This window comes from Paracoccus liaowanqingii, from assembly GCF_004683865.2.
GTDB classification, from domain to species: Bacteria; Pseudomonadota; Alphaproteobacteria; order Rhodobacterales; family Rhodobacteraceae; genus Paracoccus; species Paracoccus liaowanqingii.
In genome coordinates this window covers 2,976,386-3,000,926 of the sequence record NZ_CP038439.1, presented here as the reverse complement: position 1 = coordinate 3,000,926, position 24,541 = coordinate 2,976,386, and the positions used below count along the sequence as shown (strand labels likewise).

Genomic DNA, 24,541 nt, shown 5'->3' with positions numbered 1-24,541 from the left:
TCCATGACCCAATTCACCACCCGTCCCGAGATCGCCGGCACCTTCGGCGTCGTCACCTCGACCCACTGGATCGCCACCGCCGTGGGGATGAGCATGCTGGAAAAGGGTGGCAACGCCTTCGACGCCGCCGTCGCCACCGGCTTCGTGCTGCAGATCGTCGAGCCGCATCTGAATGGCCCGGCGGGCGATCTGCCCGCGATCATCCATTCGGCAAAGACCGGCAAGACGCAGGTGATCTGCGCGCAAGGCCCGGCCCCCGCCGGCGCCACGATCGCGCATTACCGCGCCGAGGGGCTGGACCTGATCCCCGGCAACGGGCTTCTGGCGACCGTCATTCCCGGCGCCTTCGACGGCTGGATGCTGATGCTGCGCGACCACGGCACGATGAGCGTGGCCGAGGTGCTGGCCCCCGCCATCCACTATGCCCGGCACGGCCACCCGATGCTGCCCCGCGTGGCGGACTCCATCAGCGGGCTGGCCGGGTTCTTCGAAGCCGAATGGCCCACTTCGCATGCCACCTGGCTGCCGGGGGGCCAGGCGCCCCAGGCCCATGCGCTGTTCAAGAACCCTGTGCTGGCCGACACCTATGACCGCATCGTTCACGCGGCGGAGGCCGCGCCCACCCGCGAGGCCGGGATCGAGGCTGCCCGCGACGCCTTCTATCGCGGCTTCGTGGCCGAGGCGATCGACCGCTTCTGCAAGACGACCGAGGTGATGGATGGCAGCGGCCGCAAGCATCGCGGCGTGCTGACGGCCGAGGACATGGCGGGCTACAGCGCCACGACCGAGGAACCGACCTGGGCCAGCTATCACGACTGGACCATCGCCAAGACCGGCCCTTGGGGTCAGGGGCCGGTGCTGCTGCAGGGGCTGAAGATCCTTGAGGGCATCGACATTGCCGCCATGGACCCGAACGGCCCCGATTTCGTCCATACCGTCATCGAGACGATGAAGCTGTCCTATGCCGACCGCGAGGTCTATTACGGCGACCCCGACCGCCACGAGGTGCCGATGCAGGCGCTGCTGTCGGACGCCTATGCCGCCGAGCGTCGCACCCTGATCGGTGACAGGGCATCCTTGGACCTGCGCCCCGGCACCGTGCCGGGCTATGAGGATCAGCGCGCCCGCACGCTCGCCCTGCTGGACGGCATGGGCAAGGGCGCGGTCTACGAGCCGACCATGGCGCATCTGTCGGAAAAGCGCGGCGACACGGTCCATATCGACGTGATCGACCGGTGGGGGAACATGGTGTCGACCACGCCGTCGGGCGGCTGGCTGCAATCCTCGCCGATCATCCCGGATCTGGGCTTCTGCCTGAACAGCCGGGCGCAGATGTTCTGGCTGGAGCCGGGCCTGCCCACCTCGCTGGAACCGGGGCGGCGTCCGCGCACGACGCTGACGCCCTCGCTGGCGCTGCGGGACGGGGTGCCGCATCTGGCTTTCGGCACGCCCGGCGGCGATCAGCAGGACCAATGGCAGCTGGTCTTCTTCCTGCGCCACGTCCATTTCGAGCCGAACCTGCAGGCCGCCATCGACGCGCCGCTGTTCCATTCGACGCATTTCCCCGCCTCGTTCCATCCGCGCACGGCGGCGCCGGGCGGCATGCTGATCGAGGATCGCGTGGGCGAGGCCACCATCGCCGAGCTGCGCCGGCGCGGCCATGACGTGACCGTCACCGGCCCGTGGGACATCGGCCGGCTGACGGCGGCCAGCCGCGATGCGGACGGCCTGCTGCGCGCGGCGGCGACCCCGCGCCTGATGCAAGCCTATGCGGCGGGGAGGTGACATGACCCAACCGATCCTGTCCCTGCGCGGGCTGACCACCGCCTTCAAGACCGAGGACGGCTGGAAGGAGGTCATCCGCGACATCACCTTCGACGTCCAACCCGGAGAGACCGTCGCCATCGTCGGCGAAAGCGGGTCGGGCAAAAGCGTCACCTCGCTGTCGATCATGGGCCTTCTGGACAGCCGAGCCCGCGTCTCGGGGCAGGTGCTGCTGGACGGGCGCGATCTGCTGGCCCTGTCCGAGGCCGAGATGCGGTCCGTGCGCGGCAACGAGATCGCGATGATCTTCCAGGAACCCATGACCTCGCTGAACCCGGTCTTCACCGTGGGCCGCCAGATCGCGGAACTGCTGATCCGCCACGGCAAGGTCGCCCGCGACCAGGTCCGGGCCGAGGTGCTGCGCCTGATGGACCGGGTGCGCATCCCCAATGCCGCGGCGCGGATGGAGGAATACCCGCACCAGTTCTCGGGCGGGATGCGCCAGCGGGTGATGATCGCCATGGCGCTGGCCGCCCGCCCGCGCCTGTTGATCGCGGACGAGCCCACGACCGCGCTGGACGTGACCATCCAGGGCCAGATCCTGGACCTGATCAAGGAGATCCAGGAGGAGCAGGGCATGGCCGTCCTGTTCATCACCCATGACATGGGCGTGGTGGCCGAGATCGCCGACCGCACGGTCGTCATGTATCGCGGCGACCATGTCGAGACCGGCGCCACCGCCGATCTGTTCACCGATGCCCGCCATCCCTATACCCGCGCGCTGCTGGCCGCCGTGCCGCGCCTTGGGCAGATGCGGGGGCAGGACTGGCCGCTGCGCTTTCCATCGGTCGACATGGACAGCGGCGTCATCACGCCCCAGCCCGCCGTGGTGGACAGCGTGGACCGCAGCGCGACCCCCGTGCTGTCGGTGAAGAACCTGGTGACCCGATTCGGAAGCGGCTCGGACCTGCTGGGCCGGCCCACGGGCAAGGTCCATGCGGTCGAGGACGTGTCCTTCGATCTCTGGCAGGGCGAGACGCTGTCGCTGGTGGGCGAATCGGGCTGCGGGAAATCCACCACGGGCCGGTCGATCCTGCGGCTGGTCCAGCCGGAGGCGGGAGCGGTCCGGCTGGACGGGTTCGACGTGCTGACCGCCAGCGGCGGCGATCTGCGCCGGATGCGCCGGTCGGGGCAGATGATCTTCCAGGACCCCTTCTCCAGCCTGAACCCCCGCATGACGGTGGGCCAGACGGTGATCGAGCCCATCGTCACCCACAAGCTGGCCGACCGCGCGGGCGCGCGGGTGCGGGCCGCCGAGCTGCTGCGCCAGGTCGGTCTGGACGGCTCGATGATGGACCGCTATCCGCACGAGTTCAGCGGCGGGCAGCGCCAGCGGATCGCCATCGCGCGTGTCCTGGGGCTGAACCCCAAGGTGATCGTGGCCGATGAAAGCGTGTCCGCGCTGGACGTGTCGATCAAGGCGCAGGTCTGCAACCTGTTGATGGACCTGCAGGAACGGCTCAAGATCGCCTATCTGTTCATCAGCCACGACATGGCGGTCGTGGAACGCGTCAGCCACCGCGTCGCGGTCATGTATCTGGGCGAGATCGTCGAGATCGGCCCGCGCGAGGCGATCTTTGCCGATCCGCAGCACCCCTATACCCGCCGGCTGATCGAGGCCGTGCCCATCCCCGATCCCGCCCGCCGGGGCCTGCGCCGCGGCGGCGAGATCGACGAGCTGAAAAGTCCCGTCCGCCCCCTGGGCTTCCAGCCGCCGCAGCGCCAGTGGCGCGAGGTCTCGGACCGGCATTTCGTGATGGCCAGCTGAGACCGCGGGGCCGGCGCGGGACATCCGCGCCGGCCCCCCTGTCGGGAACCTGGTTCCCGGACATCCCCGCCCGCCGGTCGACGATCGTCCCGGCCCCCCATTCCCCACCGACGCTGACGATGGGCCCCGTTCGCCGCATTGCAGCCTGCCTGCAATTTGGGCTAAACCGGTCCTCCGGCTCGCTTTTGCGGCGGCGCCCTTGCGGATGGCCCTGCCGTCCTGCCCGACACGACCTTTCTGAAAGCCAGATCATGCAGGACCAGCCCTCGATCATCCGACCGACCGACCCCGCCGCCCTGCGGGCCGGGCTGGTCCTGCATCCCGTGCTGGCCACCAAGGTCAACTTCGCCTCGGCCCAGAACGGGGTCGCGATCGTCAAGGCCCTGGGGATCGAGAACCCGGGGCCGAATCCGGTCCTGGATCTGCGCCTGACCCTGTCGGCCCGCCCCGGCATCCTGCGCGAGAAGACCTGGGTCATCGACCGCATCGCGCCGGGGGCCGTCATCCAGCTGGGCGATCTGGACTGCGCGCTGGACACCGCCCTGCTGGCCGGGCTGGACGAGGCCGAGATCGGGCAGATGCAGTTCCACCTGTCGGCCCGCGGTCTGGACCAGGTCACGACCACCCATCCCCTCGAGATGCTGGCGCGCGACGAATGGGGCGGGCTGGGCCAGATGGACAACATCCTGGCGGCCTTCGTCTCGCCCAACCAGCCCGCCGTCGCCCGGCTGCTGAAGGAGGCGGGGCGGCTCTTGGAGGCGGCGGGCCTGTCGGGCGCGATGGACGGCTATCAGTCGGGCGATCCGCTGCGGGTCTGGATGCTGGCCGGGGCGATCTGGTCGGCAGCCACCGGGATGGGGCTGACCTATGCGGTGCCCCCGGCCTCGTTCGAACAGGCGGGCCAGAAGATCCGCGATCCCGACCGCATCGCCCGCGAGGGGCTGGCGACCTGCCTCGACAGCAGCCTGCTGCTGGCCGCGGCCTACGAGGCGGCGGGGCTGAACACGGCGGTCCTGTTCGCCGAAGGCCATGCCTGGGTGGGCGTGTGGCTGGTCGCCCGGGATTTCGGGCAGCTGGTCGAGCCCGACGTGGTCGCGGTCCGCAAGGCGCTGGTCGCCCGCGAGTTCGTGGCGGTCGAGACCACGCTGCTGACCAAGCGCCCCGCCATCGGCTTCGAGGAGGCGGCGGCGCAGGGCCGCGACCGCCTGTCCGAGGCGCGCGAGGCGGAATTCCTGCAGGCGGTCGACATCAACCGCGCCCGCGCCGCCCGCATCCGGCCCCTGGCCAGCCACCGGCCCCAGGACGGCAGCGCCCCGGACGAGGGTGCGGCCCAGCCCGCCGCTCTGCCGCGCCCGCTGGATCTGGGCCTGCTGCCGGGCGAGCTGTCGGTCGAGGCGCCCTCGACCGCCATGGGCCGCATCGAACGCTGGCAGCGCAAGCTTCTGGACCTGTCGCTTGGCAACCGGTTGCTGAACTTCCGCGAGACGCGCGGCGCGGTGCCGCTGCTGTGTGTCGACATCTCGGGGACCGAGGACCGGCTGGCCCATGGTGAGGTCTTCCGCCTGCTGGCGCTGAAGGACGAGCACGCGGTTTCCGGGCGCGACATCGCGGCCGACGAGGCCCTGCGGATCGACCGGGATCTGGCGCGGGACGCGCTGACGCGGGGCCAGATCGCCGTGCCGCTGTCGGCCCGCGACATGACCGACCGGCTGACCGAACTGTATCGCAAGTCCCGCAGCGACCTGTCCGAGGGCGGCACCAACACGCTGTTCCTGGCGGTGGGCTTCCTGCGCTGGAAGCGCAGCGGCGACGAGGCGCGCAGCTATCGCGCGCCGCTGCTGCTGCTGCCCGCGCGGCTGGACCGCCGCTCGGCCCAGTCCGAATTCCGGCTTGGCCAGCTGGAGGACGAGGTCCGCATCAACGCCACCCTGCTGGAGATGCTCAAGCGCGATTTCGAGCTGCGCATCCCCGAGCTGGAGGGCGACCTGCCGCGCGACGACAGCGGCCTGGACATCGCCCGCATCATCGAAATCCTGCGCGCGCGGGTCCGCGACGTGGCGGGGTTCGAGGTGGTCGAGGATGTCGCGCTGTCGACATTCTCGTTTGCCAAGTACCTGATGTGGAAGGATCTGGTCGACCGAACCGACAGCCTGCGCGAAAGCCGGCTGGTGGCGCATCTGGTCGACAACCCCTCCGAGGCCTTCGCGGGCGCGGCCTCCCCGCTGCCGCGCCCCGCCGAGATCGACCGCAGGCACGGGCCGGGGGATCTGCTGGCGCCGCTGGCCGCCGACAGCTCGCAGCTGTCGGCGGTGCTGGCGGCGGCCGAGGGGCGCGACTTCGTGCTGATCGGCCCGCCCGGCACCGGGAAAAGCCAGACCATCGCCAATATCATCGCCGACCAGCTGGGCCGGGGCCGGACCGTGCTGTTCGTGGCCGAGAAATCCGCCGCGCTGGACGTGGTGCATCGCCGCCTGACCCGCACCGGGCTGGGCGAGGCGGTGCTGGAGCTGCATTCCAACAAGGCCGACCGCAAGACCGTCCTGGCCCAGCTGGGCCGGTCCTGGGACCGCGCCAGCGCCGCCGCGGCGCAGGACTGGGTGCGCGTGGCCGAGGACCTGCGGCTGACCCGCGACCAGCTGAACGCCTATGTCGACGCGCTGCACCGCCCCGGCACGCAAGGCTTCAGCGTCTTCCAGGCCATCGGCCGGGTGGCGGCGGGCGGCCCGGGCTTTGCGCTGCGCTTCGACAACAAGGACAGCCATGACGCCGAGGGCTGGGCGCGCCTGCGGGATCTGGCCGCCGACCTGGGCACGCGCCATCGCAGCATCCGCGACCTGGATCCGGCGGGGCCGTTGTCGCTGCTGGACCGGGGCGCGTGGTCCTTTGCCTGGCAGGACCGCTATCTGGCCGCTGCCCGCGCCCTGCGGATGGCCCGCACCGCCTCCGCCGAGGCCCGCCGCGCGCTGGCCCTGCGCTTGGGCCTGCCCCCGGCGGGGGCGGACCGCCCGGACATCGCCACCGCGCTGGACCTGCTGGCGGGGCGGCGGCTGGACGGGCCGGGCATCGCCCCGGACGCGCTGCGCGATCCGCAGCAGGCGCGTGGCCAGCTGGACGCCCTGGCCCAGGCCATCGCGCGCGCCGCGCAGGCCCGGGCGGGGCTGTCGGCGCGCTATCCCGATGCGGCGCTGCCCGACATGCCGCTGGAGGCGCTGGAGCTGCAATGGCGCGAGGCGCTGGCCCGGTCCTGGCCCTTCGGCGGCATGGCGCAGGGCAGGCTGCGCCGCCTGCTGCAGGGCTATGCCGCCTCGGGCAAGGCCGATCCGGCGCGCGACCTCCCGGCGCTGCGGCTGCTGCTGCGCGCGCAGGCCGAGATCGCCGGATCGGAGTTGCGGACCCTGCCCGGATTTGCGGGCGAGGCATCGGACATCGCCCGCATCGGCGCCGAACTGGACGCCGCGGCGGGCTATCTGGATCTGGAACGGCAGCTTTATGCGGCGGGCTTTCCGGCGGCCGCGCTGAAGGACCAGCGGCCGCAGCTGGCGCAACCCTCGGGCGGCGATCTGGCGCCGCTGCTGCTGGCCCTGCGCGACGCCGGGGCCGCCGCCGCGCGGGCCGGGGCTGAGTTCGCCGATCTGGGCGGCACGCTGCCGCCCGGGGGCGCCGCGCTGCTGGCGGGGCTGGAGGATCTGCAGGGCCGCTTCGGGGACTGGCTGAAATGGCGCGCCACCCGCGAGGCCGCGACCCGCGCCGGGCTGGCGCCGCTGGTCCGCGCGCTGGAGGAGGGAGCCGACATCCCCGATGCCGCCCGCGCCTTCGAGCAGGCCTACATGGCCTGGTGGCTGCGCCCGGCGATGGATGCCGATCCCTGCCTGCGGGGCTTCGCGCATTGGGAACATGACGCGCTGATCGCCCGGTTCCGGGCGCTGGACGACGCGCTGTCGCAGCTGGCCGCGCCCGAGGTCATGCGCCGCTTGGGCAACGACCTGCCCGCGCGCGACGCGGTGCCGCGCAATTCCGAACTGGGCGGTCTGCGCCATCAGCTGGGGCTGCAGCGCCCGACGCGGGCGATCCGCAGCCTGATCGCGGACATGCCCGGCAGCTTTGCCCGGCTGGCGCCCTGCGTGCTGATGTCGCCGCTGTCGGTGGCGCAATACCTGCCCGCCGGGCAGGCGCAGTTCGACCTGGTGATCTTTGACGAGGCCTCGCAGATCTCGACCTGGGACGCGATCGGGGCCATCGCGCGGGGGCGGCAGGCGATCATCGTGGGCGATCCCAAGCAGCTGCCGCCCACGAACTTCTTCGGCCGCACCGACGAGGGCACCGAGGACGGCGCCGAACTGGCCGAGTTCGAGAAGGACATGCCCTCGATCCTGGACGAGGTCGCGGCGGCGGGCATCCCGACCCTGCGGTTGAGCTGGCATTACCGCAGCCGCGACGAGGCGCTGATCGCCTTTTCCAACCATTTCTACTACGACGGCGGCCTGGTGACCTTCCCCTCGGCGGATGCGACGCGCGATGCCGTGCGGCTGCACCGGGTCGCGGGCGTCTATCAGCGCGGCAAGGGCGCGACGAACCCCGTCGAGGCCCGCGCCATCGTCGATTTCATCCGCCGACGCCTGACCGGTTGGCTGCGCCTGCCCGAGGGCGACCGCCCCACCTTGGGGGTCATCACCTTCAATTCCCAGCAGCAGAGCCTGATCCTGGATCTGCTGGACGCGGCGCGCAAGGCCGATCCCCGGCTGGAATGGTTCTTCGCCGACGAGCGCGACGAGCCGGTGATCGTCAAGAACGTCGAGAACATCCAAGGCGACGAGCGCGACGTGATGCTGTTCTCGATCACCTTCGGGCCGGATCCGGGGGGCCGGCTGACGATGAACTTCGGGGCGATGAACAAGGATGGCGGGGAACGGCGGCTGAACGTCGCGGTGACCCGCGCGCGGTCCGAACTGCATGTCTTCGCCTCGATCGGCGCGGACCAGATCGACACGATGCGGACGCGGGCGCGCGGGGTTGCGGACCTCAGGGCGTTCCTGGATTTCGCGGACCGGGGTGCGGTGGCGCTGGCGGCGCGGGACAGCGGCTCGCTCGGCCCCGTCGAATCGCCCTTCGAGGAGGCGGTACGCGATGCGCTGGCCGCGCGCGGCTGGCAGGTCCACAGCCAGATCGGCGTGTCGGGGTTCCGCATCGATCTGGGCGTGCGTCATCCCGACCATGCGGGGGTCTGGCTGGCGGGGGTGGAATGCGACGGGGCGCGTTATCATTCCTCGGCCACGGCGCGGGACCGCGACCGCATCCGGCAGGCGGTGCTGGAGGGCCTGGGCTGGTCGATCCTGCGCATCTGGTCGACCGACTGGTTCCGTACGCCCGCAGCCACGCTGCAGCGCATCGACGACCGCCTGCAGGCACTGCTGACGGACGACCGCGCCCGCCGGGCCGAGGTCGCGGAGGTGATCGCGGATGAGCCCGATCTGCCCGAGGAGGCGCCCTTGCCCGAGGAGGTGCCGGCGCCCCCAGAGGGCGCCGATCTGCCCGACGGGGCGGAGGTCCGGCCCGATCCCGACCGCTTCTTCGACGACGATTATACCCCCGAGCTGCGCCGGCTGATGCAGCAGGTCGTGGATGCCCATGGGCCGCTGCCCGAGGCCTCCCTGGCGCGGCGGATCTCGCAGCTGCATGGCTGGCAGCGCACAGGGGCGCGCATCCAGACCCGCATCACCGCGCTGCAGGACCGCTTCGACCACACGGTCGAGGACGGGGTGCGGTTCCTGTGGACGACGGGCCGGGCCGGCGATCCCGTCGCCTTCCGGGGCATGGACGACCGCCCGCTGCGCGACATCTCGCGCTTCGAGATCGCCGAGGTCATCGACCGCCACGTTGACCGCATCGGCACAGCCGAGGACCCGGCGCTGGAACTGGCCCGGCTGATGGGCATCGCGCGCCTCAGCCGGGACGCCCGCGACTATCTGTCGGCCTGCCTGGACTGGCGGCAGGCTTCGCGGACGTGACCGGGGGCCGGCCCGCGCAGGACTGTGGCGCGCGGGCCACGCTGCCGATCCCCGCGCGAGGGGGGCTTGAAACGGCTGGGGTTCGACGCCACTTTGTCCTCGCGGGACCGGGCCCCTCTGGCAATGTGATCAGCAGATCCTTTGCGATGTCGGACCGCATCGAGCGTGCTCGGTGCATCGGCGGCCCTCTATTCCCCCGATCCGGGCGCGATGGCAATCGTGCGAGGGCATCGTGGATCTTTTCCTGTTGGACTTTCTGGGCAAGCCGCTGTGGATGTGGCTTCTGTTCCTGTCGCTTGTGGTGGCGCTTCTGGTCTTCGACCTGGGCGTCCTGAACAAGGACGATCATGAAATCGGCATCGCGGAGAGCCTCAAGCTGTCCGCCATGTACATCACATTGGGCATCGCCTTCTCAAGCTTCATCTACTGGTCGATGGGCGGCGAGGCCATGGCGCAGTACCTGACCGCCTTCATCGTCGAGAAGACGCTGGCGATGGACAACATCTTCGTCATCGCGCTGATCTTCAGCTTCTTCGCCATCCCGCGCGAATACCAGCACCGGGTGCTGTTCTGGGGCATCCTGGGGGTGATCGTGCTGCGCGGCATCATGATCGGTCTGGGCGCCACCATCGTCGAGAACTATCACTGGGTGCTGTACCTGTTCGCGGCCTTCCTGATCTTCACCGGCGTCAAGATGCTGTTCGCCAGCGACCAGCCCCACGACATGGCCGACAACAAGATGCTGGCCTGGCTGCGCCGCCGCATGCGCGTCACCGACGAGCTGCACGGCCATGCCTTCATGGTGAAGAAGCCCGACCCCAAGACCGGCAAGCTGGTCCGGTGGGCGACGCCCCTGCTGCTGGCGCTGATCGTGATCGAGGTGGCGGATCTGGTCTTCGCGGTCGATTCGGTCCCGGCGGTCTTCACCATCACGACCGACCCCTATCTGGTCTATACCTCGAACATCTTCGCGATCCTTGGCCTGCGGGCGCTGTATTTCGCGCTGGCCGCGATCCTGCACCGCTTCGCCTATCTGAAGTACGCGCTGTCGATCCTGCTGATCTTCATCGGTTCCAAGATCTTCATCGCGGACCTGATGGGATGGGAGAAGTTCCCCCCGCCTGGTCGCTTGGCATCACCTTCGTGATCCTGACGATCGGCGTGGTCGTCTCGCTGGTCAAGACGCGCGGCCAGCAGCCCGAGCCGCTGGAATTCGGCGAGCCGAGGCACTGAGCAAGGGCGGGGGAGCCTGCTCCCCCGCACCCCCACGTCCAAGGGGCCCCTGGGCCCCTTGGAGAACCCCGGCGCTGGCCCGTGGCTAGGCTCAGCCCTGCAGATTCGTCAGCACGGCCTGCGTGATCGCCTCGGTCCCGTCGCGGCCCTGTCGCGTGCCGATGCCTTGGGCGGTCGTCGCCTCCAGCGCGGCCATGATGCGGGCACCGGCCTCGGTCTGGCCCAGATGATCCAGCATCATCGCCGCCGACCAGATCGCGGCCATCGGGTTGGCGATGCCTTGGTCCGCGATGTCGGGGGCAGATCCGTGCACCGGCTCGAACATCGACGGGCCTTGGCGCGTCGGGTCGATATTGGCCGAGGCCGCGAAGCCCAGGCCCCCCTGGATCGCCGCGCCCAGATCCGTCAGGATGTCGCCGAAGAGGTTCGAGGCCACCACCACGTCCAGCGTCTCGGGCGCCATGACCATGCGCGCGCACATGGCGTCGATGTGATAGCGCGTCACCTGCACGTCGGGATACTGGGCAGCCAGTTCCTCAGTCACCTCGTCCCAGAAGACCATGCTGTGCCGCTGCGCGTTCGATTTCGTGACCGAGGCCAGCTGGCCCCGTCGCGCCTGCGCCTGCTCGAACCCGAAGCGCAGGATGCGTTCGACGCCGGTGCGGGTGAAGACCGAGGTCTCGACCGCGACCTCGTCGGGGGTGCCCACATGGACGCGGCCCCCGGCGCCGGAATATTCGCCCTCGGTGTTCTCGCGGATGCAGAGGATGTCGAAGTCGCGGGTCTTCAGCGGGCCCTCGACCCCGGGCAGCAGGCGGTGGGGGCGGATGTTGGCGTATTGGACGAAGGCCTTGCGGATCGGCAGCAGCAGCCCGTGCAGCGAGACGCTGTCGGGCACCCGGGCGGGCCAGCCGACGGCGCCCAGGAAGATCGCGTCAAAGCCGCGCAGGGTGGCGATGCCATCCTCGGGCATCATCGCGCCGGTGGTCAGGTAATGGTCGCAGGACCAGGGGAAGGTGACGGTCTCGACCGTGGCGCCGCTGGCGGCCACGACCTGCAGGGCGGCCTCGGTGACGGGGGTGCCGATGCCGTCTCCGGGAATCAGGGCAATGCGATGGGGGGTGTCGGGGGTCATGGCGGCCTTTCGTGTCGGTCGGTCGGTGCAGTCGTGACGGCGGCAAGGGCACCCGTGCCGGTGCGCGGGGAGATGCGGCCGCCGGTCGGCGGGTCCGGACCGTGCCCGCCGCCCCGCAGGCATCGCCCGGGACAGGCCGGGTGTAAAGATGCCCTCGAAGGCACATGCGGGGCGGAAGCCCGCCGAGTTTCCGCAGACTTGGAACCGGACCACGGATGGTCTGGTTGAACCCGGCGACAGACCGCAGGAACCCGAAAGCCCGATCGCTGGCATGAGCGAACTGTCGCCTTTTTGACAGAAGTCCCCGTCGCGATCTGGTTGCCAAGCATCTTACGGTATAAAGAGCAGACTAATACGGTGACCTGTCTGAATCTACGAGAAGAAATCCACCGTCGGCGGCCAAATAAGCGTATGCTGTTGAGAAAAATAAACAAACATTGATTTGAGGTTGTTGAAAACCTCGTAACCCTCTAATTAACTTAGCGTTCTACTCAGTTACTACGCTCGGCCATGGGGCCGTTCGCGTCGCCCTTTCACCGAGGCCATCATGATCCATCCGACCCCTGCGCGACTGGATGCTGACAGACTGGATGCCCTCAAGCGCCAAGCGATCTTGCGCCATCATGATTTCGCGGCCGAGATGGGGCTTCCCGAGGCTGCCCTGCTGGAGGCCGGGCTGCGGCAGGGCGTGCTGCGCATCGACGCGACCCCCGGTCGGCTGATCCCGGCGCTCGGCCGCTTGGGCGAGGTGATGGCCACGACGCGCAATCCGGCCTGCGTGATCGAAAAGATCGGCACCTATCGCGATTTCCAGGACGGCCCCAGGGCGGTGACGGGACGGGACATGGCCATCGACCTGCGCCTGGATCCGCGCCACTGGGTCCATGCCTTCGCCGTCGAGCTTGACGGCCTGCGCTCGGTGCAGGTCTTCGATGCGGCGGGTGATGCGGTCCACAAGATCCATCTGCGCGAGGCCAGCGATCTGGGCGCGTGGGAAGGTCTGTGCCGCGAGCTGGCGCTGCCCGAGATGACGATCAGTGCGGACCTTGCCCCCCGCGTCGCGCCCGAGGGTGCCTTGGTCGATGCGGCGCAGACCGAGACCCTGCGCACCGAATGGGCGGCGCTGACGGGGGTGAGCCAGCTGGACCCTCTGGCCCGGCGGTTGAACATGAACCGGCTTGGCGCCTGCCGTCTGGCGGGTCCCCCCCATGCACGGCCCCTGCCCACCGGGGCGACCGAGGCGCTGTTCCAAGCGATCCGGGCGCAGGGCATCGAGGTGCGGCTGCGGATCGGCAATCCGGGCTGCATGCAAATCCATACCGGCCCGATCCGCAGCCTGCGCCCGATGGGATCGCTGCTGAACGTGATCGACGCGCGCTTCAGCCTGCATCTGCGCGCCGATCTTGTGGCCGAGGTCTGGCTGGTCAACACGCCCACCCCGCAGGGCCCGGCGCTGTCGGTCGAGGCCTTCGACGCGCAGGGCGTGGCCGTTTATAAGTGCTGCGGGCTGCCGAAGGATCAGGGCGGCGATCCCGCGACCTGGTTGCGGCTGGTCGAGGGACTGCCGGACATGCCCGGCGGTCAGGTCGTCGCCCGCTGAAATCCGGCGCGGCCTGTCGCAGGGCGGGCGCTGGACCGTCAACGCAGGTAGCTGCGGAATTGCGCGCGGCTGGTTGCGGCTTGAACGTCGTCCCTAAGAAGCCATTAATATTACGATTTTTTATCGGTCAGTGGTGGTTTTCGCGGGAAGGGGGCAGACGGTCGTCATGACCCGCAATCGCGAGATGACGCGACCAACGAGGAAAGCCTGCTGATCGAAAGCCGGTTGCGGGCGCGCTGACCGCATCGCGCAGAGGAACGCAGGTGGTTCCCGGGCGGCGTATGTTCCTGTATTGTTCCTTCTGAAAGGAGCAGCCATGACCGCCCCCGACGCCGATCCGCCAGGCCTCGCCCCCGCCCGCATCCACGAGGCCGAGGGACCGGGCCGTCATGTCTTCGCCATCTTCCAAGCCCTGCGCCATCCCGGCCCGGTCTTCTGGATCCGCAGGGCGCGCTGTGCCTGGACCCCCTTTCCCGGCGGGCTGCCGCCGGGCCTGACCGCGCGGCTGCAGCTGATCCGCCCGCAATCGGACGCCGACCTTCTGTGGGCCACGGAGGAGGCGCTGCGGGCCCGCGTCACGGGCTTCGTGCTGGCCGAGCCGGAACGTCCGCTGTCCCTGACCGCCGGCCGCCGCCTGCAGCTGGCCGCCGAGGCGGGGCGCACGACCGGGCTGATGCTGATCGGGCAGGGCGCGGGATCGAACGCCACCGAAAGCCGCTGGCACTGCGCGCCCCTGCCCGCGGCCCATCCCGGCATGGCGCGGCAGCGGTGGACGCGCATCAAGAACAAGCGCGGGCTGCTGGGGGAATGGCTGCCGGAATGGCCCGCGCCGGACTTGGGAGGGCCGTCCCCCATGCCGTCTGCCCTGCCGTCCTCGATCCTGGTCCCGATGCCGTCCCTGGCAGGGGGCGGGGACGGCGCGGGATAGGGCGAACGCAGGGCGCCGGACAAGCAAAAACCCCCCGGAAACAAATGTTTCCGGGGGGTTTTTGGGTGGTGCCCAGGAGAGGACTCGAACCTCCACACCTTGCGGCACACGGACCTGAACCGTGCGCGTCTACCAATTCCGCCACCTGGGCAACGTGGTATGAGCGGCTGATTAAAGGCAGCACCGGGGGGCGTCAATGGGGGACGTGCAAGTTTTTTGACAGTTTGTGAAAAGCATTCTGCCGGCCGGCACCGGCCCGGGGGCGGGGCAGGGGCCGCGACCCCGCTGTGGCTTGCCGCAGGGGCTGCGCTTGGGTAAGGATCACCCGACATTCGGCACATGAGAGGGAGGCGCGACGCCCATGGCGAAACTGGTCACGATCTTCGGCGGATCGGGCTTTGTCGGCCGGCAGGTGGCCCGGCTGATGGCCAAGGAAGGCTGGCGCGTGCGCATCGCCGTCCGCCGCCCCGACGAGGCGCTGTTCACCCGCAGCTTCGGCGCCGTGGGCCAGGTCATGCCCGTCATGTGCAACATCCGCGACGAGCTGTCGGTCCGCGCCGCCCTGTCGGATGCCGATGCCGCCGTGAACTGCGTCAACATCCTGAGCCCGCAGGGCAAGAGCACCTTCCAGACGGTGTTCGAGACCGGCGCCGAGCATATCGCCCGCCTCTCGGCCGAGATGGGCGTGGCGCGGATGGTCCATATCTCGGGCCTGGGCATCGACGTGGACTCGGACAGCGCCTACATCGCCTCGAAGTCGCGCGGCGAGGCGGCGGTGCTGAAGCATCGCCCCGATGCGGTCGTGCTGCGCCCCTCGGTGATCTTCGGGGCGGATGACAATTTCTACAACCGCTTTGCCGGGATGACCCGGATGGGCCCGGTGATGCCCATCGTGGGCGGCGGCACGCGCATGCAGCCCGTCCATGTCGAGGACGTGGCCCAGGCCGCCGTCATGGGCGCCACGGGCGCCGCCGAACCCGGCATCTACGAGCTGGGCGGCCCCGAGATCCTGACGACCCGGCAGATCGTCGCGCAGGTGCTGGCCTCGGTCCATCGCCGCCGCGCGGTGGTCAACCTGCCCTTTCCGGTGGCGCGCATCGCGGCGACCGCGATGGACATGACGCAGAAGCTGACCGGCGGGCTGTTCACCAGCCCGCTGAGCCGCGACCAGCTGGCGCTGCTGCGCACTGACAACGTCGTGTCGCCGGGCGCCAGGGGCTTCCGCGAGCTGGGCATCCAGCCCTCGGCCGCCAGCGCCATCCTGGACAGCTATCTGGTGCGGTTCCGGCCGTCGGGACAATACGACGCGATCAAGCGCTCGGCCAAGAACCTGCGTAAAGACTGATGGAATCCAACACGATCGTTGCCGCGGTCCTCGGGATCCTCGAGGGCCTGACCGAATTCATTCCGGTATCCTCCACCGGCCACCTGCTGCTGGCGGGGCATTTCCTGGGCTTCGACTCGCCCGGGCGCAGCTTCGAGGTGCTGATCCAGCTGGGGGCGCTGCTGGCGATCCTGGGCGCCTATGCGACCCGGATCGTGCAGATCCTGCGCGATGCGCCGCATGACCCGGCGGCCCGGCGCTTCGTCGCGGCCGTGCTGGTGGCCTTCGCGCCCGCCGTCGTCATCGGCGTGCTGGCCCACGAGTTCATCAAGACGGTGCTGTTCGAGACGCCCATGCTGATCGCCGTGATGCTGATCCTGGGCGGCTTCGTGCTGCTGTGGGTCGACCGCCGCGCGGTCGCCCCGCGCTATCACCGGGCCGAGGACTTCCCGCTGTCCATGGCGCTCAAGATCGGGTTCATCCAGTGCCTTGCGATGATCCCCGGGGTGTCGCGGTCGGGGGCGACCATCGTGGGGGCGCTGCTCTTGGGATCGGACAAGCGCTCGGCGGCGGAATTCTCGTTCTTCCTGGCGATGCCGACGATGCTGGGGGCCTTCACCTACGACCTGTGGCAGAATCGCGATATCCTGGACGCGGCGGCCTTGGGCGACATCGCCGTCGGCTTCGCGACCGCCCTGCTGGCCGGAATCCTGGTCGTGCGCTGGCTGCTGGGCTATGTGTCCCAGCATGGATACGCCCTGTTCGCATGGTGGCGCATCGGCGTTGGAAGCGTGGCATTACTGGCACTTATGGCGGGTATGTAAGTCATGCTGACCTAATATGCGCGCGGAGGCGGCTATTTTCCGCCCCGCAGCGCAAAAAACTCGCCAATAGGTCAGCCTTGCTGACTTTTCATCACAATTGCCTTGGTTTATTGCGGTTGCGGAAGACCTTTCAGGGAGGGTGCGCAGCCATGGCCACGCAGAAGATGCTCACATTCGTCTCGACCCCGCGCGAGATGCCGGAGAAACGGTCCGCTGCCGAACGCAGCGAGGATTTCCACGAGATCTATCGCGAGTTCGCGGCCAGCAAGGCGGCCGAGCAGTCCGGGCGCTGCAGCCAGTGCGGCGTGCCGTACTGCCAAAGCCACTGCCCGCTGCACAACAACATCCCCGACTGGCTGCGCCTGACCGCCGAGGGGCGCCTGCAGGAGGCCTATCAGGTCAGCCAGGCCACCAATACCTTCCCCGAGATCTGCGGCCGCATCTGCCCGCAGGACCGCCTGTGCGAGGGCAACTGCGTCATCGAGCAGTCCGGCCATGGCACCGTGACCATCGGCGCGGTCGAGAAATACATCACCGACACGGCCTGGGACAACGGCTGGGTCCAGCCCTTCGCCCCCGCGCAGGAGCGCCCCGAATCGGTGGGCATCATCGGGGCGGGCCCGGGCGGGCTGGCGGCGGCGGACATGCTGCGCAAGCAGGGCTTCCAGGTCACCGTCTATGACCGCTACGACCGCGCGGGCGGGCTGATGACCTATGGCATTCCTGGCTTCAAGCTGGAGAAGGACGTGGTCATGCGCCGCAACAGGTGGCTGGCCGACAGCGGCGTGGAGTTCGTGCTGAACTGCACCGTGGGCGAGGATATCAGCTTCGACGCGATTCGCGGCAAGCATGACGCGGTGCTGATCGCCACGGGCGTCTACAAGACCCGCGACCTGGATCTGGACAATGCCGATCACGGCGGGGTCGTGCGGGCGATCGACTATCTGACGGCCAGCAACAAGATCGATTTCGGCGACGAGGTCCCCGACTTCGAGGATGGCGAGCTGAACGCCAAGGGCAAGCGCGTCATCGTCATCGGCGGCGGCGACACCGCCATGGACTGCGTGCGCACCGCCATCCGGCAGGGCGCGCAATCGGTCAAGTGCCTCTATCGCCGCGACCGCGCCAACATGCCGGGCAGCCAGCGCGAGGTCCAGAACGCCGAGGAAGAGGGCGTTGAATTCGTGTGGCTTTCCGGCCCCGCCAGCTTTGTCGGCCATGTGACGGGCGATTTCGCTGCCGCGCAGGAGGCCGATGTGGACGGGCCGGTGCGCATGGTCCGCCAGATCGCCTCGGTCAGCATCCAGAAGATGCGCCTAGGCCAGCCCGACGTGACCGGCCGCCAGAGCCCCGAACTGATCGAGGGCGCCGATTACGACGAGCCCGCCGACCTGGTCATCAAGGCGCTGGGATTCGAACCCGAGGACCTGCCCAGGCTGTGGGGCGTCGAGGGCCTCGAGGTCACGCGCTGGGGCACCATCAAGGCCAGTTTCCAGACGCACATGACCTCGATCCCCGGGGTCTATGCGGTGGGCGACATCGTGCGGGGCGCCAGCCTCGTGGTCTGGGCAATCCGCGACGGGCGCGAGGCGGCCGAGTCGATCGCCACCTTCCTGACGGGCGATGCCCGGATCGCCGCCGAATGAGGGGCGCACCGATGGGCCACCGGACAGTCACCGCGCGTGCACAGGGCGTACACAGGCAACGCGCGGTGGCCGTTGCCGCCGCCGAGGCCCCCCGCGACGGGCAGCGGATCGGGTCAGCCCTGCTGACGCTTCTGGTGCTGGCGGGGGCCTTGGCCGCCAGCGCGCAGGCGGCGGGGGCGGCCAGTTTCTCCCCTCCGGCGGGGTGCCAGATGACGATGACGGTGCAGAACCGCAGCTGCACGGTCAGCCAGTATTACACCTGCAGTGCAGATCCCGAGGGGCATCGGCGCAGCGCGCATTTCGGGCAGGACGGGCTGTTCCACCTGTCGGTCATCGATGCCGAGACGCGCTGGATCGAAAGCCAGAGCACCGGGTCGGGCCTGATCGACCGGCTGGTCGAGGGGGCGGCGGACGATGCCAGCTTTACCGAACTGCTGGAGACGGGCCGCGACGAGTTCGATTTCGAGACCCGGACCGATGACGGCCAGAGCCTGCGCCATCAGGGTTTCGACATCCTGACCGGCGAGACGGTGACCATCGACGGGCAGGATCTGGAGCGGACCGAGTTCCAGCTGACCACCCGCAGCGCCGATGGCGAGGTGCTGGTCGAACGCAGCGGCAGCCAGTATGTCAGCCGCGAGTTCGGCCGCTTCTTCGGCGGCATCGAGACCAGCAGCGACTGGACCGGTGCCCGCAACCAGACGAATGACAGCCCCGTGCTGTTCATCTTTCCGGGTGAGGCCGGCTTCGGCTCCACCACCCCACAATTCGACTGCGATCAGCTGATGACGCAGATCCCGCAGGAAAGGGCCGCCTCATGACCATGGATTGGAAAGCCTCGGAAGAAGCCCGCCGCGACTGGATGGACAAGAACAGCCTCTATCGGACCGAGGACGAGCATTCGTCCTGCGGCGTGGGCTTCGTCGTCAACATCGAGGGCAAGGCCAGCCGCACGGTCGTGCAGAACGGCATCGACGCGCTGAAGGCGATCTGGCATCGCGGCGCGGTGGATGCGGACGGCAAGACCGGCGACGGCGCGGGCATCCACGTCCAGATCCCGGTGCCGTTCTTCTATGACCAGGTGCGCCGCACGGGCCACGAGCCCGACCAGAACAAGCTGATCGCGGTGGGCCAGGTCTTCCTGCCCCGCACGAACTTTGCCGCCCAGGAGGCCTGCCGAACCATCGTGGAATCCGAGGTCCTGCGGATGGGCCACTACATCTATGGCTGGCGCCATGTGCCGGTGAACACCGCCGTGCTGGGCGACAAGGCCAATGCCACCCGCCCCGAGATCGAGCAGATCCTGATCCGCTGCGAGAAGGACATCGACCAGGTCCGCTTCGAGCGCGAGCTGTACATCATCCGCCGCCGGATCGAGAAGGCCGCCATCGCCGCCCAGGTGCGCGATCTGTACTTCTGTTCACTGTCCTGCCGGTCGATCATCTACAAGGGCATGATGCTGGCCGAGCAGGTCGCGGAATTCTATCCCGACCTCAAGGACGAGCGGTTCGAATCGGCCTTTGCGATCTATCACCAGCGCTATTCGACCAACACCTTCCCGCAATGGTGGCTGGCCCAGCCCTTCCGCATGCTGGCCCATAATGGCGAGATCAACACGCTGAAGGGCAACCTGAACTGGCTGAAGAGCCACGAGATCCGCATGGCGTCCAGCGCCTTCGGCGAGGCGGCCGAGGACATCAAGCCGATCGTGCCCGCCGGATCGTCGGACAGCGCGGCGCTGGATGCGGTGTTCGAGGTTCTGGTGCGCTCCGGGCGCAGCGCGCCCATGACCAAGACGATGCTGGTTCCGGAAAGCTGGTCCAAGGCCACGACCGACATGCCGCGCGCCTGGGCCGACATGTACGCCTATTGCAACGCGGTGATGGAGCCGTGGGACGGTCCCGCTGCGCTTGCGATGACCGACGGGCGCTGGGTCTGCGGCGGTCTGGACCGCAACGGGCTGCGCCCCATGCGCTATGTCGTGACGGGCGACAACCTGCTGATCGCGGGCTCCGAGGTCGGCATGGTCCCGGTGAACGAATCTAACGTGCGCGAAAAGGGCGCGCTTGGCCCGGGCCAGATGATCGCCGTCGACATGTGGGAGGGCAAGCTATACCACGACACCGACCTCAAGGACCGGCTGTCGGGCAGCCAGCCCTTTGGCGAGTGGATCGAGAAGGTCACCGAGCTGAACGACCTCATGCGCGACCTGCCCGAGGTCGTGCAGTTCTCGGGCGATGCGCTGCGGCGGCGCCAGACGGCGGCGGGCTTCACCATGGAAGAGCTGGAGCATGTGCTGGCCCCCATGGCCGAGGACGGCAAGGAGAGCATCGCGTCCATGGGCGACGACACGCCGCCGGCGGTGCTGTCCAACCAGTATCGCCCGATGAGCCACTTCTTCCGCCAGAACTTCAGCCAGGTGACGAACCCGCCCATCGACAGCCTGCGCGAGACGCGGGTGATGTCGCTGAAGACGCGGTTCGGCAACCTCAAGAACGTGCTGGACGAGAGCAGCAGCCAGACCGAGATCGTGGTGCTGGAAAGCCCCTTCCTGGCCACCGGCGAGTTCGCCGAGATGGTCAAGATGTTCGGCGAGACGGTGACGATCATCGACGCGACCTTCCCCGACGATGCCGGGCCGGACGCCTTGGGCGAGGGGCTGGCGCGCATCCGGGCCGAGGCCGAGGATGCCGTGCGCAGCGGCGCGGGCCATCTGGTCCTGACCGACGAGGCGCAGGGGCCGAACCGCGTCGCCATGCCGATGATCCTGGCGACCAGCGCGGTGCACAGCTGGCTGACGCGCAAGGGGCTGCGGACCTTCTGTTCCGTCAACGTGCGGGCCGCCGAATGCATCGACCCGCATTACTTCGCGGTGCTGATCGGCTGCGGGGCCACGACCGTGAACCCCTATCTGGCGCAGGACAGCATCAACGACCGGATCGAGCGCGGGCTGCTGAGCGGATCGCTGGTCGAATGCATGCGCCGCTATCGCGCCTCCATCGACGCGGGTCTGTTGAAGATCATGGCCAAGATGGGGATCTCGGTCCTGTCCTCCTATCGCGGGGGCCTCAACTTCGAGGCGGTGGGGCTGAGCCGCGCCATGGTCGCGGAGTATTTCCCCGGCATGCAGTCGCGCATCTCGGGCATCGGCCTGCACGGCTTGCAGGGCAAGCTGGAGGGGCTGCATCAGGTGGCCTTCCACACCGACAATCTGGACATGCTGCCGGTCGGCGGCTTCTACAAGCTGCGGCGCACGGGCGAGAAGCATGCCTGGGAAGCCAACACGATGAAGCTGCTGCAGGTGGCCTGCGAGAAGGCCAGCTATGACATCTGGAAGCAGTTCAGCGCCACGATGCGGGCCAATCCGCCGATCCACATCCGCGATCTGCTGGACATCAAGCCCTTGGGCAAGGCGGTGCCCATCGAGGAGGTGGAAAGCATCACCTCGATCAGGAAGCGCTTCGTGACGCCGGGCATGAGCCTTGGGGCGCTGTCGCCCGAGGCGCATATGACGCTGAACATCGCGATGAACCGCATCGGCGCCAAGTCCGATTCGGGCGAGGGCGGCGAGGATCCGGCCCACAGCCATCCGCTGCCCAATGGCGACAACCCCTGCGCCAAGATCAAGCAGGTGGCGTCGGGTCGCTTCGGCGTCACCGCCGAATACCTGAACGCCTGCGAGGAGCTGGAGATCAAGGTCGCCCAAGGCGCCAAGCCCGGTGAGGGCGGGCAGCTGCCCGGCATGAAGGTCACCAAGCTGATCGCCAAGCTGCGCCATTCGACGCCGGGCGTGATGCTGATCAGCCCGCCGCCGCACCACGACATCTATTCCATCGAAGATCTGGCGCAGCTGATCTATGACCTCAAGCAGATCAACCCGCGCGCCAAGATCACCGTCAAGCTGGTGGCGTCCAGCGGTGTGGGCACGATCGCGGCGGGGGTGGCCAAGGCCAAGGCCGACGTGATCCTGATCAGCGGCCATAACGGCGGCACGGGCGCGTCGCCCGCGACCTCGATCAAGTTCGCGGGCCTGCCGTGGGAGATGGGGCTGACCGAGGCGCATCAGGTTCTGGCCATGAACCGGCTGCGCGAGCGGGTGACCCTGCGCACCGACGGGGGCCTGCGCACGGGCCGCGACATCGTCATGGCGGCGATGATGGGGGCCGAGGAATACGGCATCGGCACCGCCGCCCTGATCGCCATGGGCTGCATCATGGTGCGCCAGTGCCAGTCGAACACCTGCCCGGTGGGCGTCTGCACCCAGGACGAGAAGCTGCGCGCCATGTTCACCGGATCGGCGGACAAGGTGGTGAACCTGATCACCTTCTATGCCCAGGAGGTGCGCGAGATCCTGGCAAGCATCGGGGCGCGGTCCCTGGACGAGGTGATCGGGCGCGCGGATCTGCTGACGCAGGTCAGCCGGGGCGCGGCGAACCTGGACGATCTGGACCTCAATCCGCTGCTGATCACCGTCGATGGCGCGGACAAGATCGTCTATGACCGCACCAAGCCGCGCAATGCGGTGCTGGAGACGCTGGACAGCGAGATCGTCAAGGATGCCGCCCGCTTCTTCGAGGACGGCGAGAAGATGCAGCTGTCCTATGCGGTGCGGAACACGCAGCGCACGGTGGGGACGCGGACCAGTTCGCTGATCGTGTCCAAGTTCGGGATGCGCAACGACCTGCAGCCCGACCACCTGACGGTACGGTTGACCGGCAGCGCGGGCCAGTCGCTGGGCGCCTTCGCGGCGCCGGGGCTGAAGATCGAGGTCTCGGGCGATGCCAACGACTATGTGGGCAAGGGCCTGTCGGGCGGCACCATCGTGGTGCGCCCGCCGATGGCCAGCCCGCTGGTCGCGGCCGAGAACACGATCATTGGCAACACGGTCCTCTACGGCGCGACGAACGGCTATCTGTTCGCGGCGGGCCGGGCGGGCGAGCGATTCGCGGTGCGCAACAGTGGCGCCTCGGTGGTGATCGAGGGCTGCGGGTCGAACGGCTGCGAATACATGACCGGCGGCGTGGCGGTGATCCTGGGCCGGATCGGCGCCAACTTCGGCGCGGGCATGACCGGGGGGATGGCCTATCTGTACGACCCCGAGGGGCTGGCGCGCGATTACATCAACGCCGAGACGCTGATCCTGTGCCCGGTGACGCAGGCGCATTGGGAGGATCAGCTGAAGACGCTGATCGCCCGGCACCTGAAGGAGACCGGATCGCGCCGCGCCGACGAGATCCTGTCGAACTGGGACCGCGAGAAGGGCAACTTCCTGCAGGTCTGCCCCAAGGAGATGCTGGTGCATCTGCCCCATCCCATCGCCGCCATCGAGGAGCCGAGCGCGGTCCCTGCCGAGTAGGGCCGGCGGCCTTTAGGCGACCCGATCCTGACGCGGCCCCCTTGCGGGGCCGCGTCAGGATCGGGGGGGCGGCGGTCGCGCTTGACGCAGCCGCGCGGGGCGTGAGACATGCGGACCATGGCCCTGAAGCTTCCGTCCCGCCGCCGCGCCGCGTCGTCCCCCGCATCGAACACCGCGCCGCCCGCCCGGCGCCGGTCCCTGCGGGGGCGGGTGCTGTTCCGGCTGCGCTGGCTGGCGCTGCGGGCCTTTCTGGTCATGGCGGGGTCGGTCACGATCTATGCCTTTGTGAACCCGCCTTTGACCTGGACCATGCTGGGGGCGTCTCGCGCGCATGATCTGGTGGCGCGGGACTGGGTGGCGCTGGAGGACATCGCGCCGGTCATGCGCCGGTCGGTGGTGGCCGCCGAGGACGCGAATTTCTGCCTGCACTGGGGCTTCGACATGACCGAGATCCGCAAGGTCGTGGCCTCGGGATCGTCGCGCGGCGCCTCGACCCTGACGCAGCAGACCGCCAAGAACGCCTATCTGTGGCAGACCCGCAGCTGGGGCCGCAAGGCGGTCGAGACGGCGCTGACGCCGATGATCGAGGCGCTGTGGTCCAAGCGGCGGATCCTGGAGGTCTATCTGAACGTGGCCGAGTTCGGGCCGGGCATCTTCGGCGTCGATGCGGCGGCGCGGGCGCATTTCGGCACCACGCCGGACCAGCTGACGCCGGTGCAGGCGGCGCGGCTGGCCGCCGTGCTGCCCGCGCCCCGGACGCGGCGGCTGGAGGCCTCGGCCCGGTCGCGGGGAATCGCCGACGGGGCGGCGACGATCGCCCGCGACGGGCGCGCGGCCTGCTTCGAATGATGCGGTGCGGTTGAAAGCCGGGGGGTCGGGGCGTATCAAGGCGCCAGCA

General features: G+C 69.0%; 14 protein-coding genes and 1 tRNA gene. 13 read left to right on the top strand and 2 right to left on the bottom strand.

From position 1 onward, the window contains the following. Nucleotides 1-3: 3 nt before the first annotated feature. From E4191_RS14500 to E4191_RS24580, 5 genes are all read left to right on the top strand, one after another. Nucleotides 4-1,785, top strand: a complete 1,782-nt coding sequence (locus E4191_RS14500) for a gamma-glutamyltransferase family protein (protein ID WP_135314025.1) — start codon at nt 4-6, stop codon at nt 1,783-1,785. A 1-nt stretch (nt 1,786) separates the two neighbouring features. Beyond that, nucleotides 1,787-3,592, top strand: a complete 1,806-nt coding sequence (locus tag E4191_RS14495) for an ABC transporter ATP-binding protein (protein WP_228461355.1) — start codon at nt 1,787-1,789, stop codon at nt 3,590-3,592. Between the two features lie 251 nt (nt 3,593-3,843). After that, nucleotides 3,844-9,597 carry a DUF3320 domain-containing protein gene (locus E4191_RS14490; RefSeq protein WP_135314023.1) on the top strand — a complete coding sequence of 1,918 codons (5,754 nt, stop codon included), beginning with the start codon at nt 3,844-3,846 and terminating at the stop codon, nt 9,595-9,597. A 232-nt stretch (nt 9,598-9,829) separates the two neighbouring features. Then, on the top strand, nt 9,830-10,744 hold the full coding sequence (locus E4191_RS14485; protein ID WP_228461353.1) for a TerC family protein: 915 nt from the start codon (nt 9,830-9,832) through the stop codon (nt 10,742-10,744). After that, nucleotides 10,699-10,830 (top strand): hypothetical protein, encoded by a 132-nt coding sequence (locus tag E4191_RS24580; protein WP_269436658.1) that lies wholly within the window; start codon nt 10,699-10,701, stop codon nt 10,828-10,830. Before E4191_RS14485 ends, E4191_RS24580 begins: the two co-directional genes overlap by 46 nt. A 91-nt stretch (nt 10,831-10,921) precedes the next feature. Here E4191_RS24580 and E4191_RS14480 read toward each other — a convergent pair whose 3' ends face one another. Further along, entirely contained in the window at nt 10,922-11,965 is a 1,044-nt protein-coding gene (locus tag E4191_RS14480) for a tartrate dehydrogenase (RefSeq protein ID WP_135314022.1), read from the bottom strand. A gap of 547 nt (nt 11,966-12,512) precedes the next feature. Between E4191_RS14480 and E4191_RS14475 the strand changes: the two genes are divergently transcribed. After that, nucleotides 12,513-13,565 carry a ChuX/HutX family heme-like substrate-binding protein gene (locus E4191_RS14475; RefSeq protein ID WP_135314021.1) on the top strand — a complete coding sequence of 351 codons (1,053 nt, stop codon included), beginning with the start codon at nt 12,513-12,515 and terminating at the stop codon, nt 13,563-13,565. A gap of 316 nt (nt 13,566-13,881) precedes the next feature. Beyond that, complete coding sequence (locus E4191_RS14470) at nt 13,882-14,493, top strand: ImuA family protein (RefSeq protein WP_135314020.1); 612 nt, start codon at nt 13,882-13,884, stop codon at nt 14,491-14,493. Nucleotides 14,494-14,559: 66 nt separating this feature from the next. On the opposite strand, the gene E4191_RS14465 is transcribed toward E4191_RS14470, so the two are convergent. Beyond that, nucleotides 14,560-14,644: transfer RNA gene (locus E4191_RS14465), tRNA-Leu, on the bottom strand. Between the two features lie 210 nt (nt 14,645-14,854). On the opposite strand from E4191_RS14465, the gene E4191_RS14460 reads away from it, so the two are divergent. The 6 genes from E4191_RS14460 (at nt 14,855) to mtgA (ending at nt 24,492) form a co-directional block, all read left to right on the top strand. After that, on the top strand, nt 14,855-15,838 hold the full coding sequence (locus E4191_RS14460) for a complex I NDUFA9 subunit family protein (RefSeq protein ID WP_135314019.1): 984 nt from the start codon (nt 14,855-14,857) through the stop codon (nt 15,836-15,838). Then, complete coding sequence (locus tag E4191_RS14455) at nt 15,838-16,641, top strand: undecaprenyl-diphosphate phosphatase (RefSeq protein WP_135314018.1); 804 nt, start codon at nt 15,838-15,840, stop codon at nt 16,639-16,641. Before E4191_RS14460 ends, E4191_RS14455 begins: the two co-directional genes overlap by 1 nt. A 149-nt stretch (nt 16,642-16,790) precedes the next feature. Further along, entirely contained in the window at nt 16,791-18,287 is a 1,497-nt protein-coding gene (locus tag E4191_RS14450; RefSeq protein ID WP_135314017.1) for an NAD(P)-dependent oxidoreductase, read from the top strand. A gap of 65 nt (nt 18,288-18,352) precedes the next feature. Beyond that, nucleotides 18,353-19,108 carry a hypothetical protein gene (locus E4191_RS14445; RefSeq protein WP_135314016.1) on the top strand — a complete coding sequence of 252 codons (756 nt, stop codon included), beginning with the start codon at nt 18,353-18,355 and terminating at the stop codon, nt 19,106-19,108. After that, nucleotides 19,105-23,643 (top strand): glutamate synthase large subunit, encoded by a 4,539-nt coding sequence (gltB, locus tag E4191_RS14440; RefSeq protein WP_135314015.1) that lies wholly within the window; start codon nt 19,105-19,107, stop codon nt 23,641-23,643. The genes E4191_RS14445 and gltB overlap by 4 nt, the downstream gene beginning before the upstream one ends. A 117-nt stretch (nt 23,644-23,760) precedes the next feature. Continuing rightward, nucleotides 23,761-24,492: a monofunctional biosynthetic peptidoglycan transglycosylase gene (gene mtgA, locus E4191_RS14435; protein ID WP_135314014.1), complete on the top strand. Its 732-nt coding sequence runs from the start codon at nt 23,761-23,763 to the stop codon at nt 24,490-24,492. The last annotated feature ends 49 nt before the right edge of the window (nt 24,493-24,541 follow it).

Bases quoted from the DNA above. Each gene is read 5' to 3' on its own strand.
- E4191_RS14495 (WP_228461355.1), top strand. From the start codon at position 1,787: ATGACCCAACCGATCCTGTCCCTGCGCGGGCTGACCACCGCCTTCAAG.
- mtgA (WP_135314014.1), top strand. From the start codon at position 23,761: ATGGCCCTGAAGCTTCCGTCCCGCCGCCGCGCCGCGTCGTCCCCCGCA.
- E4191_RS14490 (WP_135314023.1), top strand. From the start codon at position 3,844: ATGCAGGACCAGCCCTCGATCATCCGACCGACCGACCCCGCCGCCCTG.
- E4191_RS14500 (WP_135314025.1), top strand. From the start codon at position 4: ATGACCCAATTCACCACCCGTCCCGAGATCGCCGGCACCTTCGGCGTC.
- E4191_RS14475 (WP_135314021.1), top strand. From the start codon at position 12,513: ATGATCCATCCGACCCCTGCGCGACTGGATGCTGACAGACTGGATGCC.
- E4191_RS14470 (WP_135314020.1), top strand. From the start codon at position 13,882: ATGACCGCCCCCGACGCCGATCCGCCAGGCCTCGCCCCCGCCCGCATC.
- gltB (WP_135314015.1), top strand. From the start codon at position 19,105: ATGACCATGGATTGGAAAGCCTCGGAAGAAGCCCGCCGCGACTGGATG.
- E4191_RS24580 (WP_269436658.1), top strand. From the start codon at position 10,699: ATGGGAGAAGTTCCCCCCGCCTGGTCGCTTGGCATCACCTTCGTGATC.
- E4191_RS14450 (WP_135314017.1), top strand. From the start codon at position 16,791: ATGGCCACGCAGAAGATGCTCACATTCGTCTCGACCCCGCGCGAGATG.
- E4191_RS14480 (WP_135314022.1), bottom strand. From the start codon at position 11,965: ATGACCCCCGACACCCCCCATCGCATTGCCCTGATTCCCGGAGACGGC.
- E4191_RS14460 (WP_135314019.1), top strand. From the start codon at position 14,855: ATGGCGAAACTGGTCACGATCTTCGGCGGATCGGGCTTTGTCGGCCGG.
- E4191_RS14455 (WP_135314018.1), top strand. From the start codon at position 15,838: ATGGAATCCAACACGATCGTTGCCGCGGTCCTCGGGATCCTCGAGGGC.